Here is a 17,933-nt window from a genome sequence, read left to right as displayed (position 1 = left end):
ACTGGGGTTAGGATCTGGCTTGATAGGTGCTGCCGACCCGCGACTCAAGGCCGCGTTGGGGTCAGGCAGGAGTACGACAGTACATCCCACCGTCAGTCGAGGCAAATCGTTTCTGGTAGTCCCTAGCTCCGCCCAACTGGTACGTCTCGTGCGGAACCGGGACTTCTTATGACTTACGCTTCAGAACAGTACGCCGTCCAGGACAGGTAGTGACGGCGCCTACACAATCTCCGCCCCTGGGAGGCTTCCCATGACATCCGTGACGTCGCCGCTTGCTGGACGCGCCATCGGTCTCGCCGCAGTTCCCGACCCGGTCTTCTCCGGTGCGATGGTCGGTCCCGGTACCGCCATCGATCCCGTACGTGAGCCCTCTGAGGCCGTCTCCCCCATCGACGGGGTCATCGTCTCCATGCACCCGCACGCCTTCGTCGTCGTCGACAGCGAGGGACACGGGGTGCTGACCCACCTCGGCATCGACACCGTTCAGCTCAACGGGCAGGGCTTCGAGCTGCTCGTCAACAAGGGTGACACCGTGACGCGCGGACAGGCCGTCGTGCGCTGGAACCCCGCTGAGGTCGAGGCCGCGGGCAAGTCCCCCATCTGTCCCATCGTGGCCCTGGAGGCCACCGCGGACTCGCTCTCCGAGGTCGTCGACAGCGGTGACGTGAAGGCCGGCGACGCGCTCTTCGGCTGGCACTGAGCCGGTTCGTCCCCGTGACGACCGCGAGTTCGACATTCAACGCGGCGGCGGGTGCCGCCGCTCTATGGGAGACGGGTGAGATGGAGACAACGCTGCGAGGCGTCGGCGTCAGCCACGGTGTGGCGATCGGCGAGGTCCGGCACATGGGCACGGCGGTCCTCGAACCGCCGGCCAAGCAGATTCCGGCGGACGAGGCGGAGCGCGAACAGGGGCGCGCCCGTCAGGCCGTCGAAGCTGTCGCCGCCGACCTGATTGCGCGCGGCAATCTGGCCGGGGGTGAGGCGCAGCACGTGCTGGAGGCCCAGGCGATGATCGCCCAGGATCCCGAGCTCATCGCCGATGTCGACCGCCGGATCGCCGTGGGCAGCACGGCCGAGCGCGGTATCTACGACGCGTTCTCGCACTATCGCGAGCTGCTCGCCGGTGCCGGTGAGTACATGGCCGGACGGGTCGCCGACCTGGACGACGTGCGGAACCGGATCGTGGCGCGCCTGCTCGGTGTGCCGATGCCCGGTGTTCCGGACAGCGACGAGCCGTACGTACTGATCGCGCGGGACCTGGCGCCCGCCGACACCGCGCTGCTCGACCCGACGCTGGTCCTCGGTTTCGTGACCGAGGAGGGCGGGCCGACCAGCCACAGCGCGATCCTGGCGCGTGCGCTGGGCGTGCCGGCCATCGTGGCGCTGCCGGGTGCGGGCGAGATCGCCGAGGGCACGCTCGTCGCCGTCGACGGTTCGACCGGTGAGATCTTCGTGGACCCGAGCGAGGAGAAGAAGGCGGAGCTGACCGAGGCCGCCGCCGCGCGCAAGGCCGCGCTCGCGACGTCGAGCGGTCCGGGCGCGACCTCGGACGGGCACAAGGTGCCGCTGCTCGCCAACGTCGGTGGTCCGGCGGACGTGCCGGCGGCGGTTGAGGCCGGGGCCGAGGGCGTCGGTCTGTTCCGTACGGAGTTCCTCTTCCTGGACGACAGCAAGCAGGCTCCGTCCGAGGAGAAGCAGGTCGAGGCCTACCGCAAGGTCCTGGAGGCCTTCCCCGAGGGCCGGGTGGTCGTGCGGGTGCTCGACGCGGGTGCCGACAAGCCGCTGGACTTCCTGACGCCGGCGGACGAGCCGAACCCGGCGCTCGGTGTCCGGGGTCTGCGCTCGCTCCTCGACCACCCGGAGGTGCTGCGGACGCAGCTCACCGCGCTGGCGAAGGCGGTCGAGGGTCTGCCCGTGTACCTCGAGGTCATGGCGCCGATGGTGGCCGACCGTACGGACGCGAAGGCCTTCGCCGACGCGTGCCGTGAGGCGGGGCTGCGGGCGAAGTTCGGTGCGATGGTCGAGATTCCGTCGGCCGCGCTGCGGGCGCGCTCGATCCTCCAGGAGGTCGAGTTCCTGTCGCTGGGCACCAACGACCTGGCGCAGTACACCTTCGCGGCCGACCGTCAGGTCGGTGCGGTGTCCCGGCTGCAGGACCCGTGGCAGCCGGCGCTGCTCGACCTGGTGGCGCTGTCCGCAGAGGCGGCCAAGGCCGAGGGCAAGAGCTGTGGTGTCTGTGGCGAGGCCGCCGCCGATCCCCTGCTCGCCTGTGTGCTGACGGGTCTGGGGGTCACCTCCCTGTCCATGGGTGCGGCGTCGATTCCCTATGTGCGGGCGACGCTCGCCAAGTACACGCTGGCGCAGTGCGAGCGGGCCGCGGCCGCGGCGCGCGCGGCGGACACGGCGCACGAGGCGCGCGTGGCCGCTCAGGCGGTGCTGTCCGGGGAGTGATCCCCGGCGTTCGCCACGTACGAAGGGGCTTTCCGTCACCAGGTGACGGGGAGCCCCTTCGTCGTGCGCGGGGTCAGTGGTGGTCGGTCCAGTCGTCGTCGGGGTCGGGGGCCAGGGGGAAGCCGGCCCGGTGGTCGACGCCCGGTTCCGGGGAGAGCGGTTCCCCGGTGGTGGCGTCGGTGCAGTAGGCGGCGAAGACCTCGGCCTCGGTGAGCGGGGCGAGGGTGCCGTCGGTGAGGCGCCAGCCGTGGAGCCGGTCGCGGGCGCCGGGGGTGGTGGTGCGCAGGACGAGTCCGCCGGGGGCCGCGAGGGCGATGCCGGCGGCGAGGACCGCGGTGAGTTCCGCCGCCGCGGCGTCCTCGGCGGTGGGAGGTGTGGTGCCGTGGACGTGGAGGACGGCGAGGAGTTGGTCGCCGGCCGCCCGGACGCTGCACACGAGGTGGTGGGTGCCGGGGCCCGCGGCTTCGAGGAGCCGGGCGAGGAGTCGCGCGGCCCGTTCGTGGGCGGCCCTTCCGATGTCCTTGCCGCAGGTGGCGCAGTCTCCGGCGGTGGCCAGGACGGTGGTGGCGTACTCCCAGGTGGCGTAACGGACGGCGGTGTCGACGAGCTCGGGGAGGAGGGTGCTGAGGGGCTGCCCGGTGTAGGTGACCCGGGCGCCGGTGACGGCGAGGTGGGCGGTGAAGCGGCTGCGGCTGGTGGGGTGGTCGGGGTCGAGGGCGGTCTCGGCGCAGTAGGCCGCGTACTCCTCGGGGTCGAAGAGGGCGACGGTGGTGTGGCCGCCCTGGGTGGCGAGGTTCTTGAGGAGGGCCTCGACCTGTCGGAGGTAGGTGGTGTGGTCGTCGAAGGCGAACGTCCGGTAGCGGCGCATGGCCGTGAAGTCGTGCTCGTCGGCGAGGAGGCCGACGGTGCTGGGTACTTCGCGGCGCAGGGCGCGGCGGAGGTGTGCCTGGGTGGTTCCGGTCCGTGTCATGTCTCCCCCTGTGACGGTCCGATCAGTGCTCACTCACCGTAACCTTCGCCACTGACAGTGACGGTTCGGGGAGGCGTCGGCGGACGAGGCGGTTCTGGGCGGCGCTGGTGGCGACGAGGACGGCGCCGAGAACGGGCCAGGCGAAGGGGCCCGCGGAGACCAGGCCGGTCATCAGGAGCGGACCGACGAACCGCTGGGTGGACTGGGCGAGGCCGTGGACGCCGAGGTAGGCGCCCTGGGCGTCGTCCGGGGCGAGGGCGACCGAGATCTCCCAGGAGGCGATGGTGTGGATCATCTCGGCGAAGGTGAGGACGACGGCCGCGGTGACCAGGGCGGCGATGGAGAGGGTCCGGCCGCCGAGGGCGGAGACGGCGAGGGCGAGCGTACCGACGGCGAAGAGGCCCGCGAGGGGGGCGAGGAGGCGGCGGGCGGCCTCGGTGGAGGAGCCGAAGCGCGAGAGCGGGACCTGGAAGACCACGACGAGGGCGCTGTTGGCGACCATCAGGAGCGGGGCGAGGCCGACGGGGGCGTCGGTGGCGTGGACGATCCAGAGGGGCAGGGCGACCTGGAGGATCGAGTCGTGGAGGAAGAAGACCGATTCCGCCGCGGTGAAGCCGAGGAAGCCCCGGTCGCGCCAGGGGCTGGAGGGCTTCGCCGTCGGGGTGGCGTCGGTGGACGCGGCGGAGATCCGGGAGGCGGCGGGGGCGGGGGGTTCGGCGCAGCGGAGGGTGAGGACCGCCATCACGAGGTACGAGAGGGCGTCGCCGACGAGCAGGAGCTGGAAGGCGGTGGTGGTGCCGACGGCGAGGGCGGCCGCGGCGCCGAGGCCGCCGAGGGTCCAGCCGATGTTGGAGGTGGTGCGATTGATGGCCTGGTAGCGGACGCGGTCGGGGCCGGCGACACGGGTGGCGTACAGCTTGGTGAGGACGTTGGTGGCGCGGTCGGGCAGGGCGCCGGCGGCGGAGAAGAGGACGAGCAGCGGGTAGTCGTCGGTGGTGAGGAGGGCGAGGAGGGCCGCCGCGCGCAGGAGTTGGGCGCAGATGATGACGCGGACGAGGGGGAAGCGGTCGGCGAGCCGGCCGCCGAGGGGGGCTCCGGCGATGCCCACGGCGCCGGAGACGGCGATGAGGAGGCCGACCTGGCCGAGGCCGAGGCCGGTGACGTAGGTGAAGTAGAGGGCCATGGCCGTGGACCAGAGTCCGGTGCCGCACTTGTCGATGAAGCCGATGAGGAGCATGCGGCGGCCGTCGGGGCCTCCGGGGATGCGGTCCTTGAAGGCTGTTCGGGTGGCGTGGGCGGAGCGGCTCAATGGGTCCCCCTTGCGAACTGCTTTGTATTGATACATACTTGACTACGTGGCAGCACAATATGCGATCGAGGGTACGACGGCCAAGGGGATTGCCTCGTCCGTGGAGCGGGGCGTGACCGAGGGCGGCCTCTCCCCCGGTGACGCCCTGCCGCCCGTGCGGCGGCTCGCCGACGACCTGGGGGTGAGTCCCGGCACGGTCGCGACGGCCTACAAGGAGCTGCGGCAGCGGGGGCTGATCGTCACGCGGGGCCGGGGTGGCACCGTGGTGGCGGAGGTCCCGTCGGTGGCCTCCCGGCGTCCGCCGCGCGTCCCGGACGGCCTGGTGGACCTGGCCGGCGGCCACCCCGACCCGGCTTTCCTCCCCGTACTGCGCCCGCCGTCGACGGTCAGCCCGGTGTACGGCTCGCATCGCGCCGCGCCCCGCCTGCCGGCGCTCGAGGAGGCGACCCGGGCGTGGTTCGAACGGGACGGGGTGCCGTCGCGTCACGTGACGTTCGCGCACGGGGCGCTCGACTGCATCGCGCGGCTCCTCTCGACGGAGCTGCGCCCCGGTGACGCGGTGGCCGTGGAGGATCCCGGCTTCCACCACCTGCTCGACCTGGTACCGGCCTTGGGGCTGCGGATGGTCCCGGTGACCGTGGACGGCGAGGGGCTCGTACCGGAATCACTGCGGGCGGCGCTGCGGAGCGGGGTGCGCGCGGTGGTGTGCAGTCCGCGGGGCCAGTGCCCGACCGGCGCCTACTTCAGCCGGGCACGGCGGGACGAACTGGCTTCGATGCTAAGGGAGTTCCCCGAGGTGCTCGTCGTCGAGGACGACCACAACGCGGAGGTCGGCGGGGCGGCGGCTTACACGCTCGCGGCGGCGGGGCTCGACCGGTGGGCGCAGGTGCGGACCTCGTCGAAGCACCTCGGCATCGACCTGCGGTGGGCCGGGGTCGCGTGCGACGCGGTGACGCTGGCCCGGCACGACGGGCGGATGCTGATGACCTCGGGCTGGGTCAGCCACGTCCTCCAGGAGACGGTGACCGGACTCTTCGCCGACGGGGCGGTGCGCGCGCTCGTGGCGGCGGGCGAGGAGGCGTACGCGGAACGGCGGGCGGCCCTGATCGGCGCGCTCGGAGTCCACCGGATCCGGGCGGTCGGGGCGAGCGGGCTGAACGTGTGGGTGCCGGTGCGGGACGAGTCGGCGGTCGTGAACGGGCTGCGGACGCGGGGCTGGTGGGTCGCGGCCGGGGCGCGGTTCCGGATCGCGGCCCCTCCGGCCGTACGGATCACGACGGCGACCCTCGCGCCCGGGGACGCGTCGCGTCTCGCGGCGGACTTCGCGGACGTGCTGGGCGACGCGCAGGCGACGTACGGGGGTTGAGCGGTGGACGTGTGTGAGCGCTCCGGGGCGGTTGCGCCGCTCCGGAGCGCTCACGGTCGGGTCAGCGGGTGCGGTAGGCGTTCGTCAGGGTCTGGGTGAGGGTGTTGCCCTGGGTGTCGGCGAGTTCGGCGCGGAGTGACACGGACCCGCCGGGGCCGGGGGTGCGGAAGCCGGCCCGGCCGTCGACGACGGGGACACGGCTCCAGGTGGTGCCGCCGTCGGTCGACGTCGACACGGTGAGGGACCGGACACCGGTCACGGCGGCCGCGCCCTGGACGGTGACCGGGACCCGGACCGGGGAGCCCGCCGGGGCGGTGCCGTCGAGGTCCAGGGCGGGGGCGAAGCGGACGGTGCTGAGGGGCAGCGTGGCCGGACGGGACGAGGCGGCGGAGGTGAAGGTCCAGGACGCGGTGACGCGTCCGCTCGTGGGGGTGCCGTCGCCGCGGGTCGCGGTCGCGGTCAGCCGGTACGAGGCCCGTCCGGGGGTGGTGGTGAACGTGGCGCGGCCCGGGTCGCCCTGCCGGGTGCCGACCAGGACGCCGTCGCGGTGGAGCGTGGTGGTGGCGCTGTGGAAGCGCGGGGAGGTCGGCACGTGGCCGTCGCCGTCGGCGAGGAGCGGAAGGTCGAGGGCGAGGGCCTCGCCGTCGCGGACGCCCGCCGGGCGGGCGCCGGGCGCCGTGTCGAGCGCGGGGCCGAAGACGGCGTTCTCGAAGGTGTGGGTGGTGGTGGCGCCCGCGCGGACCGCGAGGCCGTGCGCGACGTAGCGGTTGGGCGGGGTCTCGGGGGCGGCGGGGCCGCTGTAGGTGACGTCCCACAGGCCGCGCTCGGGCGTCACCAGGACGGTCACCGCGCCCGGTGCCTTCAGGGGCTGGTCGAGGCCGATGGTGGGGCCCGCGCTGGGCTGGACGGAGACGAACCCGGTTCCGGTGGCGCCCTCCGGCGCGGCTCCACGGACCTTGACGGTGGCCAGCGCGGCCGCCGACGGACGGCGGACGAGCCCGGTCAGGGCGCGCCCGGAGGTGAAGGTGTAGCCGAGTGCGTAGTCGTTGCTCGCGCCGGACCAGTAGGTGTCGAACCACTCCCTGACCGAACCCGGCTCGGCGGCGGGGCCGAGGTGGGCCACGCGCAGGCCGGTGCTCGACGTCATGACGTTGGCGGAGCGGGTCGTTCCCTCGTGGGTGGCCTCGACGAACCCGAGGCCGTTCAGGGGCCGGGCTCCCGGCTCCGGCGGGCGGACGTCCACCGGGGCGGTGGTGCGGGCGTCGACGGTGACCGTCATGTCGCCGGTCACGTCCAGGCGGGGCTGGACGATCCAGTCGGTTCCGGAGCCCGCCCCGGGTCCTGCCAGGGTCGAGTCGAGCAGGTAACGGCCCTTGGGCAGCCGGACGGTGACCGTGCCGGACTCGTCGTAGGGCGTGAGTTCCTCGGACGCGCCGGGGCCCGAGATGCCGGTGACGTGGGTCCGGTAGCCCTGGGTGGCGGCGCCGGCCCGGTCGAGGTGCCGGATGGTCAGGGTGTACGTCTCGGGGGCGCCGTCGGCGGTGGCGACCGGGGCGAGCGCCGAGAGGGAGGTTCCGGTGAGGGCGGCCGTCAGCGCCAGGGAGCGCAGGATCGTGCGGCGGTTCGTGGCGGGGGCCCGGGCCGTACGGCGGTTCGCGACCGGGGCCGGGGCCGGGGCCGTACGGCGGGGTGTCGAGGAATCGTTCATGCCCAGCACTGCTTCCGGCGGGCGGAGCGTTCCCGTGACCTGGGCCACATCTCCCGGCGGGTGTGGCGCGGGTCACGGGAACCGGGACGAACCACCGCCCAGTGCCTTGTGTGGAATCACCTATGAGAGATCGTTTCCGCGCCGGAGACCCCTCCGCGCTCGGCGAGGCGTACGACGAGCACGCACGCGTGCTGTACCACTACGCCTTCCGGGTGTGCGGGGACCGGACGGCGGCCGAGGACGTCGTCTCGGCCACGTTCCTGGAGTCCTGGCGCTGTCGCGGGAAGGTGCACGCCGAGGGCGGGAGTCTGCGCCCCTGGCTGCTCGGCATCGCGACCAACATCATGCGCGGGTCCGTCCGCGAGGCACGGCGGCGGGACGCGGCGCTGGCCCGGATGCCCGAGCGGGGCGTCCTGCCGGACTTCGCCGACGACGTCCTCGCCCGGATGACGGACGGCGAGCAGGTACGGGCCGCCCGCGCCGCGCTCGGCAAGCTCCGGCGGCGTGAGCGGGAGGTCTTCACGCTCGTGGTCTGGGCCGGCCTCGACTACGCCGCCGCCGGAGAGGCCCTGGGCATTCCGGTGGGGACCGTCCGGTCCCGGCTCTCGCGGTCACGTGACCGGCTCCGGAAGCTCGCCGACGCCGAACTGCGCGCGGCCCGGCGGCAGGAGCGTTCCGCCGCCGCGACGGTCCGCTCGGGCGGGCGGGTGGCCGGCGCGGCCGCTGCTCACGGGCCCGGGCCCTCACCCGTTCCGGAGTCCGGACCCGCGCCTGTGCCCGAGCCCGCGCGTGGGCCCGCTCCCCCGCACGGGTCAGGCTCCGGTGCCGTCTCCGTCCGCTCGACCGTCCGCCCGGCCCTCTCGCCCCGACCGACCCCGGAGAAGCAGGCATGAACACCTCCGTCCCCCGCCCTCCGCACTCCGACACGGACGCGCTCCTGCGCGCCGAGCTCACCGCGCTGCTGCCCCCGCCGCCGGTGCCCGAGCCGACACCGGACCGGAACGTGGCCCTGCGCCACGCCGTCCTGCGGAACGCCCTGGCCGCCGGAGACGGGGAGGGTGCTCACCCGGCCCCCGCCCGCCGGACGCGCCCGGGGCTCCGGCTCGGCCTCCTCATCGCGCCGGTGGCCGCCTGCGCGGTCGTGGCCGGTGTCGCCGTCCTCGCTCCCCCGGCGCCGCCGGCCGGGCCCCCCGGCGGTATGCAGGCCGGGCAGCCCGCCTCCCCCGACGCCGTACGCCTGCTGTCCGACGCGGCGCTCGCCGCCGCCGCCGCCCCCGCGCCGACCGTCCGGCCGGACGGGTACGTGTACGTCAGGAGCCTTGTCGCGCACGCGGGACACGACGCGGCCGGCGGTTCGACGACGCTGCCGCCCGCCCATCAGCGCGAGGTGTGGCTGTCGGCCGACGGCAGCCGGGCCGGTCTGCTGCGCGAGCCCGGCGCCGCCGACACGACGCTGGGCGCCCGGCCGCCGGTGTACGAGCTGGACCACCGAGGGGCCACGCCCCGGAGGACCACGGCCGGGGTGGCGCCCCCGTCCGTCACCCACCCGACCCACACCTACGTGGCGGGCCTGCCCACCGACCCTGAGGCGCTGCTGCGGCTGGTCCGCGAGCAGACCGGCGGGACCGCGGGCGATCCCGAGCAGCGGGCGTTCACCGCGATCGGCACGCTGCTCGCCGAGACCTGGGCTCCGCCGGAGGTCACCGCCGCGCTGTACGGGGCGGCGGCCCGGATCCCCGGTGTCACCGTGCTGCCGTACGCGAAGGACGCGGCGGGCCGTGAGGGCGTCGCCGTCGCCCGTACCTCCCGCGGCGAGCAGACGCAGTGGATCTTCGACCGCACGACGTCGGCGTTCCTCGGTGAGCGCACCGTCCTGACCGAGGCGACGCCGGCCGGACCGGCCGGCACCGTCCTCGGACTGTCGGCGGTGCTCGCCAAGGCGGCGGCCTCCGCGCCCGGAGAGCTGCCGGAGGGCTGACCGGAATCGACCGTGGCCCCCGATCCGGACGGATCGGGGGCCACGGTCGTATCGCCGTCTATCCCCGGCGGGCGGCGGCGAGCCTCTCGTAGAAGTGCAGCAGGCCGAGGTCGTCGACCGAGCCGGCGTTGACGGCCTTGGCCAGGGGCGTGCCCTGGAGGAGGCGCTTGACCGGGACCTCGATGCGCTTGCCGGTGAGGGTGTGCGGGACGCCCGGGACCTCGATGATCTCGTCGGGGACGTGGCGCGGGGAGAGCTCGGCGCGGATCGTCCGCTTGATGCGGCCGATCAGCTCGTCGTCGAGGGTCGCGCCCTCGACGAGGTGCACGAAGAGCGGCATCCAGTAGCCGCCGTCCGGCTCCTCCAGACCGATCACGAGGGATTCGCGGATCTCCGGGAGGCGTTCGACGGCCTCATAGATATCGGCGCTCCCCATCCGCACGCCCTGACGGTTCAGGGTGGAGTCGGAGCGGCCGTGGATGACGACCGAGCCGTGGTCCGTGATCGTGATCCAGTCGCCGTGGCGCCAGACGCCCGGGAACATCTCGAAGTAGCTGTCGCGGTAGCGGCTGCCGTCGGGGTCGTTCCAGAAGTGGATCGGCATGGACGGCATCGGGTTGGTGACGACCAGCTCGCCGACCTCGCCGATCACGGGCTTGCCGGAGGGGTCCCAGGCCTGGAGGTCCGTGCCGAGGCCCGCCGCCTGGAGCTCGCCGATGTGGACCGGGAGGGTCGGGACGGCGCCCGCGAAGCAGGAGCACACGTCGGTGCCGCCGCTGACGGAGGCGATCCAGAGGTTCTCGCGGACCTCGTCGTGGAGCCAGCGGAAGCCGTCCGGGGGCAGCGGGGAGCCGGTGGTGGCGACGCACTTCACGGCCGAGAGGTCGAAGTCGCGGCCGGGGTGCACATCCGCCTTCGCGCAGGCCATGACGTACGCGGCGGAGGTGCCGTACAGGGTGGCGCGGGTGCGTTCGGCGACGCGCCACTGGGCGGCGGTGTCGGGGTAGCCGGGGCTGCCGTCGTACAGGACGACGGTCGTGCCCGTGAGGAGGCCGGAGACGAGGAAGTTCCACATCATCCAGCCGGTGGAGGTGTACCAGAAGAACACGTCCTCGGGGCCGAGATCGCAGTGCAGGCCCAGCTGCTTGACGTGCTCGACCAGGATGCCGCCCTGGGACTGGACGATCGCCTTCGGCAGGCCGGTCGTGCCGGAGGAGTACAGGACCCACAGCGGGTGCGAGAACGGGACCTGCTCGTAGACCGGCTCCACGTCGGCGGCGACGAGGTCGGCCCAGGCGAGGGCGCCCTCGGGGGCCGGGGTGCCGAGCAGCGGGATGTGCACGACCGCGCGGAGGGTCGGAAGCTCGGCGCGCAGCTCGGCGACGGTGTCGCGGCGGTCGTGCTCCTTTCCTCCGTAGCGGTAGCCGTCGACGGTGAAGAGGACGACGGGCTCGACCTGCTGGAAGCGGTCGAGGACGCTGCGGGCGCCGAAGTCGGGGGCGCAGGAGGTCCACACGCCGCCGACGGCCGCGGTGGCCAGGAGGGCGACGACGGACTGCGGCACGTTCGGCAGGTAGCCGCTGACCCGGTCGCCTGGCCGTACGCCCAGGGCGCGGAGCTCGGCGGCGAGGGAGCCGACCTGGCGGCGGAGCTCGGCCCAGGTGACCGGCGCGGGGTCATGTGTCTCGTCCACATGGAGCAGGGCCGTGTCATGGGGGCGCTCGGCCGCGGCGCGCAGGGCGTGCTCGGCGTAGTTGAGGGTGGCTCCGGGGAACCAGTCGGCGCCGGGCATCGAGCGGTCGCCGAGGACGCGCTCGTACGGGGTGGAGAAGCGGATGCCGAACCACTCGACGACCGCCGTCCAGAAGGCTTCGAGTTCGTCGACCGACCAGCGGTGGAGCGCCTGGTACCCGCCGGTGGCCGGGGCTCCGTGGTGTTCGGCGGCCCAGCTCTGGAAGCGGGTGACGGCGGCCGTGGCGATGCGTTCCTCGTCCGGCTGCCAGAGCGGCTCGGTCTGCGCTGATGTCATGGGGTGCGGCTCCCTGGCTGTACGCGGGGTCGGCGTGTGTCCCGCGCACGTGCTGGGGTGTGCGCGCGACGCGGCTGACAGGACGATGCCATGTGATCGTCTTTCGCACCAGGGCTGCCCGCCCATGGTCCGGCAGTTGAATATGTGCTCCCACCACGGGTGAACGGCAGTTGAACGGAGCTTGTTCCGCCCCTGGTGGGTGGCAGGGTGAGCCGCATGGACGGTCGTGAACTGCTGCGTTCGATGAAGGTGTTCGGTTCGGTACGGGGATGGCGGACGGTGCGGTCGGCGTGGCGGCAGCACCGTACGGACGCGTGGGGACTGCCGCCGAGGGGGGCGGAGCGGGCCCGCGTGCCGGGACCCGCGACCGGGGCGGAGGCCGCGCCGGGTGGGGGGACCATCCGGTTCGCGCGCTCCTCGCTGCGGATCTCCGTGTCGGCGGGCGGCACCGTGTTCTGGGGATGGGACGGGGCCGAGCCGCTGCCGTCGTACGCGCTGGCCGGCGAGGCACCCGACCCGGATCCGCGGGCCTCACTGGAGCCGGACACGGACGGCGGCTGGCGGATCGTGTCGGAGCGGGTGACGGTCGCGGTCTCCCGGCACGGGGCCGTGGAGGTCCGGACCCCGGGCGGGGTGATGCTGCGCCGGGACATGCCGCCGCGGTGGTGGGAGCCGGCCGGTGGTGGGGCGGGTGCCGGTGAGCAGGGTGCCGGTGCCGTTGGGGCGGGTGCCGGTGCCGGTGCCGGTGAGCAGGGTGCCGGTGGGGCGGCTGTCGGGGAGGCGCGGTGGGTGCAGCGCAGTGAGGTGCCGGCGGACGCGCGGTTCTTCGGGCTCGGCGGGCGGTCGGCGGGGCCGCGCCTCCGGGACGGCTCGTACCGGCTGTGGAACACCGACCCCAAGGGCAGTTTCGGCCCCGGGGACGATCCGCTCTACCTGACCATGCCCGTCCAGTTCGTCGTCTCGGACGCCGGCACGCACCTGGCCTTCCACGACAACTCCTGGGACGGCCGGGTCACCCTGGCCGAGGGCGAGGAGGGCGCGGGGTCCGGGCACGACCGGCCGGGGACCAGCGAGGTCCGGATGGGCGGCGGGCCGCTGCGCTGCTGGGTGGTGGTCGGCACCCCCGCGCGCGTCCTGCACGGGTGGGCCGCGCTGACGGGCGCTCCGGCGCTGCCGCCGGACTGGGCGCTCGGGCCGCAGCACGCGCGCTGGGGGTTCGGGAGCGCGCGGGAGGTGCGGCGGATCGTGGCCGGGTACCGGGAGCGGGGGCTGCCGCTGTCCGCCGTCCACCTGGACATCGACCACTACGACGGGCACCGGGTGTTCACCGTCGACCGGGAGCGGTTCCCCGATCTGCCGGGTCTCGCGGAGGAGCTGCGGGAGCAGGGGGTGCGGCTGGTGTCGATCGTGGACCCGGCGGTGAAGGCCGAGCCCGGGAACGCCGTGTACGACAGCGGGCGGGCGGCGGGGGCCTTCGTGCGGGACGCGCGGGGCGAGGAGGTGCGCGGCGTGGTGTGGCCGGGCGATTGCGCCTACCCGGACTTCACCGATCCGGCGGTACGGGAGTGGTGGGGCGACCTGTACGAGGAGCGGCTCCGGCAGGGCTTCGCCGGGGTGTGGCACGACATGAACGAACCGGTGTCCTTCGCCCCCTTCGGTGACATGACCCTGCCGCGCTCGGCGCGGCACGCCCTGGACGGGCGGGGCGGCGACCACCGCGAGGCGCACAACGTGTACGGCCTGACGATGGCGCGGGCGGGGTACGAGGGGCTGCGCCGGCTGCGGCCCGACGAACGGCCCTTCCTGTTCTCGCGTTCGGGCTGGGCGGGCCTTCAGCGGTACGGGGGCACCTGGTCGGGCGACGTCTCGACGGGGTGGCCGGGGCTGCGGGCCTCGCTCGCCCTGGTCCTGGGGCTCGGCCTGTGCGGGGTGCCCTACTCGGGGCCGGACGTGGGCGGTTTCGACGGCAGCCCGACGCCGGAGCTGTTCCTGCGCTGGTACCAGCTGGGGGCGTGGCTGCCGCTGTTCCGTACCCACGCGGCGATCGGCGCGGGGCGGCGGGAACCGTGGGAGTTCGGTCCCGAGGTCCTGGAGCACGCGCGCGTGGCGCTGGCCGAACGGGAGCGGCTGCGGCCGTACTTCACGACCCTGGCCCGGATGGCCCGGATGACGGGGGCCCCGTACGTACGCCCGCTGTGGTGGGGGGCGCCCGAGGACCGGGTACTGCGCGACTGCGAGGACGCGTTCCTGCTCGGCGACGCCCTGCTCGTGGCGCCGGTCCTGACCCGGGGCGCCGACCGGCGGGCGGTGCGGCTGCCGCGCGGACGCTGGTACGACACGGCGACGGGGCAGGCGTACGAGGGTCCCGGCCAGGTGCTGCTCGACGCGCCGCTCTCCCGCGTGCCGGTCCTCGCGCGGGCCGGGGCGGTGATCCCGGTACGGGACAAGGAGGGCGGTCTCGCCCTTGAGGTGTGGGCGCCCGCGGCGGGGCGGACGGGCGGCGGGCTCGTCGTACGGGACACGGGGGACGGCTGGGAGCCGGCCGAGATCGAGCGGTACCAGTCGCGCCTCGTGGACGGCCGGGTGGTCGTGGAGCGGGTGACGGACGAGGGGGTGGAGGAGGCGGGGCTCCCTGTGCGAGTGCGGGGCGCCGGGGGGTGAGGCCGTACGGGGCGGGGGTGGGGCGCCCGGGGCGTGAAGCCGTACCGGGCAGAGGGTGGGCGGCGAGGCTCTACGGGGCCGAGGGGACGGCGAGGCTCTACGGGGCGGGGGGCGAGGCTCTACGGCGCCGGGGGGCGAGACTCTACGGCGCCGGGGTGGTCGTGGCCGGTGTCGCCGGGTGCTTCGGCGGCGTGCGGTCCCGGGGTCCCGCCCCGCGGTCCGGGGTCTCAGCCGTAGGTCCCCGCGAACCACTTCCGCACCGCCTCCGTGTGGAGCGGGAAGGCGAGGTCCTCGGGCGCGTGGAGCACGTGGTGGCCGCTCGTCTCGTTGGTCGGGGCCGAGGCCGGGAGTGCGGCGGCCGGGCGCGGCGGCAGGAGGCCGAAGAGGAGGAGATGGCCGGCCGGGGAGCTCAGCGCGTCGGCGAGGCGGACGTCCTCGGCGGAGGCCACGATGCCGGTCTCCTCGCGCAGTTCGCGGGCGACGGCGGCGCGCCAGTCCTCCCCGTGGTCGATGAAGCCGCCGGGCAGGGCGACCCCGCCCCGCGCGGGCTCGATGGTGCGGGTGATGACGACGAGACCCGTTCCCGCTCCGTCCGTGACGGGGAGGAGGGCGACGGCGACGGGCAGCGGGTTGCGGTAGGCGGTGTGACCGCAGGCCGGGCAGGTGCGGGGCCAGCCGGCGCCGGCCGGGTGGGCGGCGCCGCAGGAGGTGCAGTGGGAGTCCTTCACGGCCCGACCGTATGCGATCGGCCTTTCCCGGCGCTGCCGGAACTGGTAGACGGTGCACATGACAGGACTTGCTTCCGCTTTCCGTACGCTCGCCGTCGGGGCCGCCGCCGGGCTGCTCACCGTCACGGGCGCCGTCGCCGCGCCCGCTCCCCCGGCCTCGGCCGCGCCGGAGCCCAAGGCCCCACGGGAGTTCGTGGCCCTGAGCTCGGTGGACCGGACGATCCTCCAGGAGATGCGCTACACGACGCCGCACAACTTCGTGGGCGAGCCGGTGGACGGCTACCGGCAGCCGCTGTGCGCCCTGACCCGGCCGGCCGCCGAGGCCCTGCACCGCGCGCAGGTGCGTCTCCTCGCCCGGGGCTACACGCTGAAGGTGTACGACTGCTACCGGCCGCAGCGGGCCGTCGACCACTTCGTGCGGTGGGCGAAGGATCTGGGGGACGAGCGGATGAAGGGGGAGTTCTATCCGCTCGTCGACAAGTCGAGACTGTTCGCCGACGGTTACATCGCGGAGAAGTCCGGGCACAGCCGGGGCTCGACGGTGGATCTGACGATCGTGCGGCTGCCGGCCCGGCCCACGCGCGCGTACGTGCCGGGCGAGCGGCTGGTGGAGTGCTTCGGGGCGCGGGCTGAGCGGTTCCCCGACAACTCCGTGGACATGGGGACCGGGTACGACTGCTTCGACACGCTGTCGCACACCGACGACCCCCGGATCCAGGGGGTCCAGCGGGCCAACCGGCAGCTGCTCAAGGGGGCGCTCGTCGAGCAGGGGTTCGTGAACCTGCCGGAGGAGTGGTGGCACTTCACGTTCAAGCCGGAGCCGTTCCCGGACACGTTCTTCGACTTCCCGGTGGCGCGGAGGTCGGTGGCCGGGCACTGAGCCTTCCGTGTCCGGGGCCTCCCGTGCCACACTCCTGACGGATCGTCAGATGGGTGGGACGACGGTGGTGGTGGTCGGTGGTACGGGAGGCCTCGATGGCACGGACGCGCAGACCTGTGGTGGCCGGGTGGTTCACCGACGAGACCGTGCCGGAGGCGGAGTTCCGGCTGCTCGGCACCCGGTGCACGGCCTGCTCGTCGGTGTTCTTCCCGCGTGAGGACGACTGGTGCCGGAACCCGGGCTGCCCCGGCGGCGGCACCCTCGCCGAGGTCCCGCTCTCCCCGCGCGGCCGGGTCTGGTCGTACACCGACGGGCGGTACCGTCCGCCCGCCCCGTACGTCTCCGATCCGGACGCGCCCTGGGAGCCGTACACCCTCGTCGCCGTCGAGCTGGCGGCCGAGGCGATGGTCGTACTCGGGCAGGCCGCGCCCGGCGTGACCACGGCCGATCTGGTGGTCGGTGCGGAGGTCGAGGTGGTGCCCGGGGTCCTCAACGAGGACGACGAGCACATCTGGACCACCTGGAACTGGCGGCCCGTCGCCGCCGGCCGGGCTCACACCCCGGCCGCCGGACCCGAGCGGTCCTCCGCGCGCCCGGCGCGGCCCGGGGCGCGGCGGGAACGGGAGGAGCGGTCGTGAACGACATCGCGGTACTCGGGGCGGGGATGCACCCGTGGGGCAAGTGGGGGCGGAGCTTCGTCGGCTACGGGACGGCCGCCGCGCGCGCCGCGCTCGCCGACGCCGGTCTGGAGTGGAGCGACGTCAGCTCGATCGTCGGCGCCGACACCATGCGCTGCGGCTATCCGGGATACGTGGCCGGTGCGACCTTCGCACGGGCTCTCGGATGGCAGGGGGCGCGGGTCACCAGCGTGTACGCCGCCTGTGCGTCGGGCGCCCAGGCGATCGGGGCCGCACGCGCCCAGATCCTGGCCGGGCTCGCCGACGTGGTCCTGGTCGTCGGCGCGGACTCGACGCCCAAGGGGTTCCTCGCCCCGGCCGGCGGCGAGCGTCCCGGCGATCCCGACTGGCTGCGGTTCCGGGTGCTCGGGGCCACCAACCCCGCGTACTTCGCGCTCGCCGCGCGCCGCAGGATGGCCCTGTACGGGGACACGCCCGAGGACTTCGCCCAGGTGAAGGTGAAGAACGCGGCGGCCGGCGCGCTCAACCCCCTGGCCCGCTACCGCGCCCGGGTGAGCGCCGAGGAGGTCGCGGCCTCCGCCGTCGTCGCCGATCCGCTGCGCCTCCTCGACATCTGCGCGACCTCGGACGGCGGCGCGGCGCTCGTGCTCTCCAGCATGGAGTTCGCGCGTCGCCACGGGCACGCCGATCCGGTGCGGGTCCGGGCGGTGTCGACGGTCTCCCCCACGTACCCCAGGGCGGTGCTCGACCTCCCGGACATCGCGACGGACTCGGCGGCGGTCGTCGCCCCGGCCCCGCACGCCTTCCGCGCCTCCATCGCCCGCGCCGCCTACGAGGAGGCCGGGATCGGGCCGGAGGACCTGTCCCTCGCGGAGGTGTACGACCTGTCCACCGCCCTGGAGCTGGAGTGGTACGAGGACATCGGGCTGTGCGCCGCGGGCGAGGGCGTCAAGCTGCTGCGGGACGGGGCCACGGCCCTCGGCGGGCGCCTGCCCGTCAACACCAGTGGGGGCCTCGCCTCCTTCGGGGAGGCGGTGCCCGCCCAGGCCATCGCCCAGGTCTGCGAGCTGACCTGGCAGCTGCGGGGGACGGCGGGCGACCGGCAGGTGCCCGGGGCGCGCGTCGGCATCACCGCGAACCAGGGCCTCTTCGGGCACGGGTCGGCGGTGGTGGCGGTGCGCTGAGGGCGCCCCCGTTCGGGAATCCGGTACAGGA

Annotated in this window: 14 protein-coding genes; 9 read left to right on the top strand and 5 right to left on the bottom strand. The window is 74.3% G+C overall.

Annotated features, from left to right (window positions below; all coding sequences use genetic code 11):
- The first annotated feature begins 250 nt into the window (after positions 1-250).
- Both ACRRSS_RS12060 and ptsP read left to right on the top strand, forming a co-directional pair.
- Positions 251-700, top strand: a complete 450-nt coding sequence (locus ACRRSS_RS12060) for a PTS sugar transporter subunit IIA (RefSeq protein WP_435971200.1) — start codon at positions 251-253, stop codon at positions 698-700.
- Positions 701-780: 80 nt separating this feature from the next.
- On the top strand, positions 781-2,451 hold the full coding sequence (ptsP, locus tag ACRRSS_RS12055) for a phosphoenolpyruvate--protein phosphotransferase (protein WP_435971199.1): 1,671 nt from the start codon (positions 781-783) through the stop codon (positions 2,449-2,451).
- 73 nt (positions 2,452-2,524) lie between these two features.
- Here ptsP and ACRRSS_RS12050 read toward each other — a convergent pair whose 3' ends face one another.
- Positions 2,525-3,421 carry a hypothetical protein gene (locus ACRRSS_RS12050; RefSeq protein ID WP_435971198.1) on the bottom strand — a complete coding sequence of 299 codons (897 nt, stop codon included), beginning with the start codon at positions 3,419-3,421 and terminating at the stop codon, positions 2,525-2,527.
- Between the two features lie 22 nt (positions 3,422-3,443).
- On the bottom strand, positions 3,444-4,730 hold the full coding sequence (locus tag ACRRSS_RS12045) for an MFS transporter (protein WP_435971197.1): 1,287 nt from the start codon (positions 4,728-4,730) through the stop codon (positions 3,444-3,446).
- 46 nt (positions 4,731-4,776) lie between these two features.
- Here ACRRSS_RS12045 and ACRRSS_RS12040 point away from each other — a divergent pair, with 46 nt between their 5' ends.
- Positions 4,777-6,096 carry an aminotransferase class I/II-fold pyridoxal phosphate-dependent enzyme gene (locus ACRRSS_RS12040; protein WP_435971196.1) on the top strand — a complete coding sequence of 440 codons (1,320 nt, stop codon included), beginning with the start codon at positions 4,777-4,779 and terminating at the stop codon, positions 6,094-6,096.
- Positions 6,097-6,157: 61 nt separating this feature from the next.
- On the opposite strand, the gene ACRRSS_RS12035 is transcribed toward ACRRSS_RS12040, so the two are convergent.
- Entirely contained in the window at positions 6,158-7,804 is a 1,647-nt protein-coding gene (locus ACRRSS_RS12035) for a serine protease (protein WP_435971195.1), read from the bottom strand.
- A gap of 122 nt (positions 7,805-7,926) precedes the next feature.
- Here ACRRSS_RS12035 and ACRRSS_RS12030 point away from each other — a divergent pair, with 122 nt between their 5' ends.
- Together ACRRSS_RS12030 and ACRRSS_RS12025 are read left to right on the top strand one after the other, a co-directional pair.
- Positions 7,927-8,697 (top strand): RNA polymerase sigma factor, encoded by a 771-nt coding sequence (locus ACRRSS_RS12030; RefSeq protein WP_435971194.1) that lies wholly within the window; start codon positions 7,927-7,929, stop codon positions 8,695-8,697.
- Positions 8,694-9,782 (top strand): CU044_5270 family protein, encoded by a 1,089-nt coding sequence (locus ACRRSS_RS12025; protein ID WP_435971193.1) that lies wholly within the window; start codon positions 8,694-8,696, stop codon positions 9,780-9,782. The genes ACRRSS_RS12030 and ACRRSS_RS12025 overlap by 4 nt, the downstream gene beginning before the upstream one ends.
- Positions 9,783-9,840: 58 nt before the next feature.
- Here the strand turns inward: ACRRSS_RS12025 and ACRRSS_RS12020 are convergent, their stop codons facing one another.
- The gene (locus ACRRSS_RS12020; protein WP_435971192.1) at positions 9,841-11,811 is read right to left on the bottom strand and encodes an acetoacetate--CoA ligase; all 1,971 of its coding nucleotides are present in this window, start codon (positions 11,809-11,811) and stop codon (positions 9,841-9,843) included.
- Between the two features lie 216 nt (positions 11,812-12,027).
- Here ACRRSS_RS12020 and ACRRSS_RS12015 point away from each other — a divergent pair, with 216 nt between their 5' ends.
- The gene (locus ACRRSS_RS12015) at positions 12,028-14,472 is read left to right on the top strand and encodes a glycoside hydrolase family 31 protein (RefSeq protein WP_435971191.1); all 2,445 of its coding nucleotides are present in this window, start codon (positions 12,028-12,030) and stop codon (positions 14,470-14,472) included.
- Between the two features lie 227 nt (positions 14,473-14,699).
- Here the strand turns inward: ACRRSS_RS12015 and ACRRSS_RS12010 are convergent, their stop codons facing one another.
- Positions 14,700-15,260 carry an NUDIX domain-containing protein gene (locus tag ACRRSS_RS12010; protein ID WP_435971190.1) on the bottom strand — a complete coding sequence of 187 codons (561 nt, stop codon included), beginning with the start codon at positions 15,258-15,260 and terminating at the stop codon, positions 14,700-14,702.
- Here ACRRSS_RS12010 and ACRRSS_RS12005 point away from each other — a divergent pair.
- From ACRRSS_RS12005 to ACRRSS_RS11995, 3 genes are all read left to right on the top strand, one after another.
- The gene (locus ACRRSS_RS12005) at positions 15,259-16,080 is read left to right on the top strand and encodes a M15 family metallopeptidase (RefSeq protein ID WP_435971189.1); all 822 of its coding nucleotides are present in this window, start codon (positions 15,259-15,261) and stop codon (positions 16,078-16,080) included. The two genes, ACRRSS_RS12010 and ACRRSS_RS12005, sit on opposite strands and share 2 nt — an antisense overlap.
- 95 nt (positions 16,081-16,175) lie before the next feature.
- On the top strand, positions 16,176-16,718 hold the full coding sequence (locus tag ACRRSS_RS12000) for a Zn-ribbon domain-containing OB-fold protein (RefSeq protein ID WP_435971188.1): 543 nt from the start codon (positions 16,176-16,178) through the stop codon (positions 16,716-16,718).
- A gap of 26 nt (positions 16,719-16,744) precedes the next feature.
- The gene (locus ACRRSS_RS11995; RefSeq protein WP_435975306.1) at positions 16,745-17,902 is read left to right on the top strand and encodes a lipid-transfer protein; all 1,158 of its coding nucleotides are present in this window, start codon (positions 16,745-16,747) and stop codon (positions 17,900-17,902) included.
- Positions 17,903-17,933: the final 31 nt, after the last annotated feature.

Source organism: Streptomyces sp. Qhu_M48, assembly GCF_051305195.1.
Classification (GTDB): Bacteria; Actinomycetota; Actinomycetes; order Streptomycetales; family Streptomycetaceae; genus Streptomyces.
This window is presented reverse-complemented; position numbering and strand designations above follow the sequence as displayed.

Excerpts from the sequence above, each read along its gene's own strand:
- ACRRSS_RS12060 (WP_435971200.1), top strand. The coding sequence starts at position 251 with ATGACATCCGTGACGTCGCCGCTTGCTGGACGCGCCATCGGTCTCGCC.
- ptsP (WP_435971199.1), top strand. The coding sequence starts at position 781 with ATGGAGACAACGCTGCGAGGCGTCGGCGTCAGCCACGGTGTGGCGATC.
- ACRRSS_RS12050 (WP_435971198.1), bottom strand. The coding sequence starts at position 3,421 with ATGACACGGACCGGAACCACCCAGGCACACCTCCGCCGCGCCCTGCGC.
- ACRRSS_RS12035 (WP_435971195.1), bottom strand. The coding sequence starts at position 7,804 with ATGAACGATTCCTCGACACCCCGCCGTACGGCCCCGGCCCCGGCCCCG.
- ACRRSS_RS12030 (WP_435971194.1), top strand. The coding sequence starts at position 7,927 with ATGAGAGATCGTTTCCGCGCCGGAGACCCCTCCGCGCTCGGCGAGGCG.
- ACRRSS_RS12025 (WP_435971193.1), top strand. The coding sequence starts at position 8,694 with ATGAACACCTCCGTCCCCCGCCCTCCGCACTCCGACACGGACGCGCTC.
- ACRRSS_RS12020 (WP_435971192.1), bottom strand. The coding sequence starts at position 11,811 with ATGACATCAGCGCAGACCGAGCCGCTCTGGCAGCCGGACGAGGAACGC.
- ACRRSS_RS12015 (WP_435971191.1), top strand. The coding sequence starts at position 12,028 with ATGGACGGTCGTGAACTGCTGCGTTCGATGAAGGTGTTCGGTTCGGTA.
- ACRRSS_RS12005 (WP_435971189.1), top strand. The coding sequence starts at position 15,259 with ATGACAGGACTTGCTTCCGCTTTCCGTACGCTCGCCGTCGGGGCCGCC.
- ACRRSS_RS12010 (WP_435971190.1), bottom strand. The coding sequence starts at position 15,260 with ATGTGCACCGTCTACCAGTTCCGGCAGCGCCGGGAAAGGCCGATCGCA.
- ACRRSS_RS12000 (WP_435971188.1), top strand. The coding sequence starts at position 16,176 with ATGGCACGGACGCGCAGACCTGTGGTGGCCGGGTGGTTCACCGACGAG.
- ACRRSS_RS11995 (WP_435975306.1), top strand. The coding sequence starts at position 16,745 with ATGCACCCGTGGGGCAAGTGGGGGCGGAGCTTCGTCGGCTACGGGACG.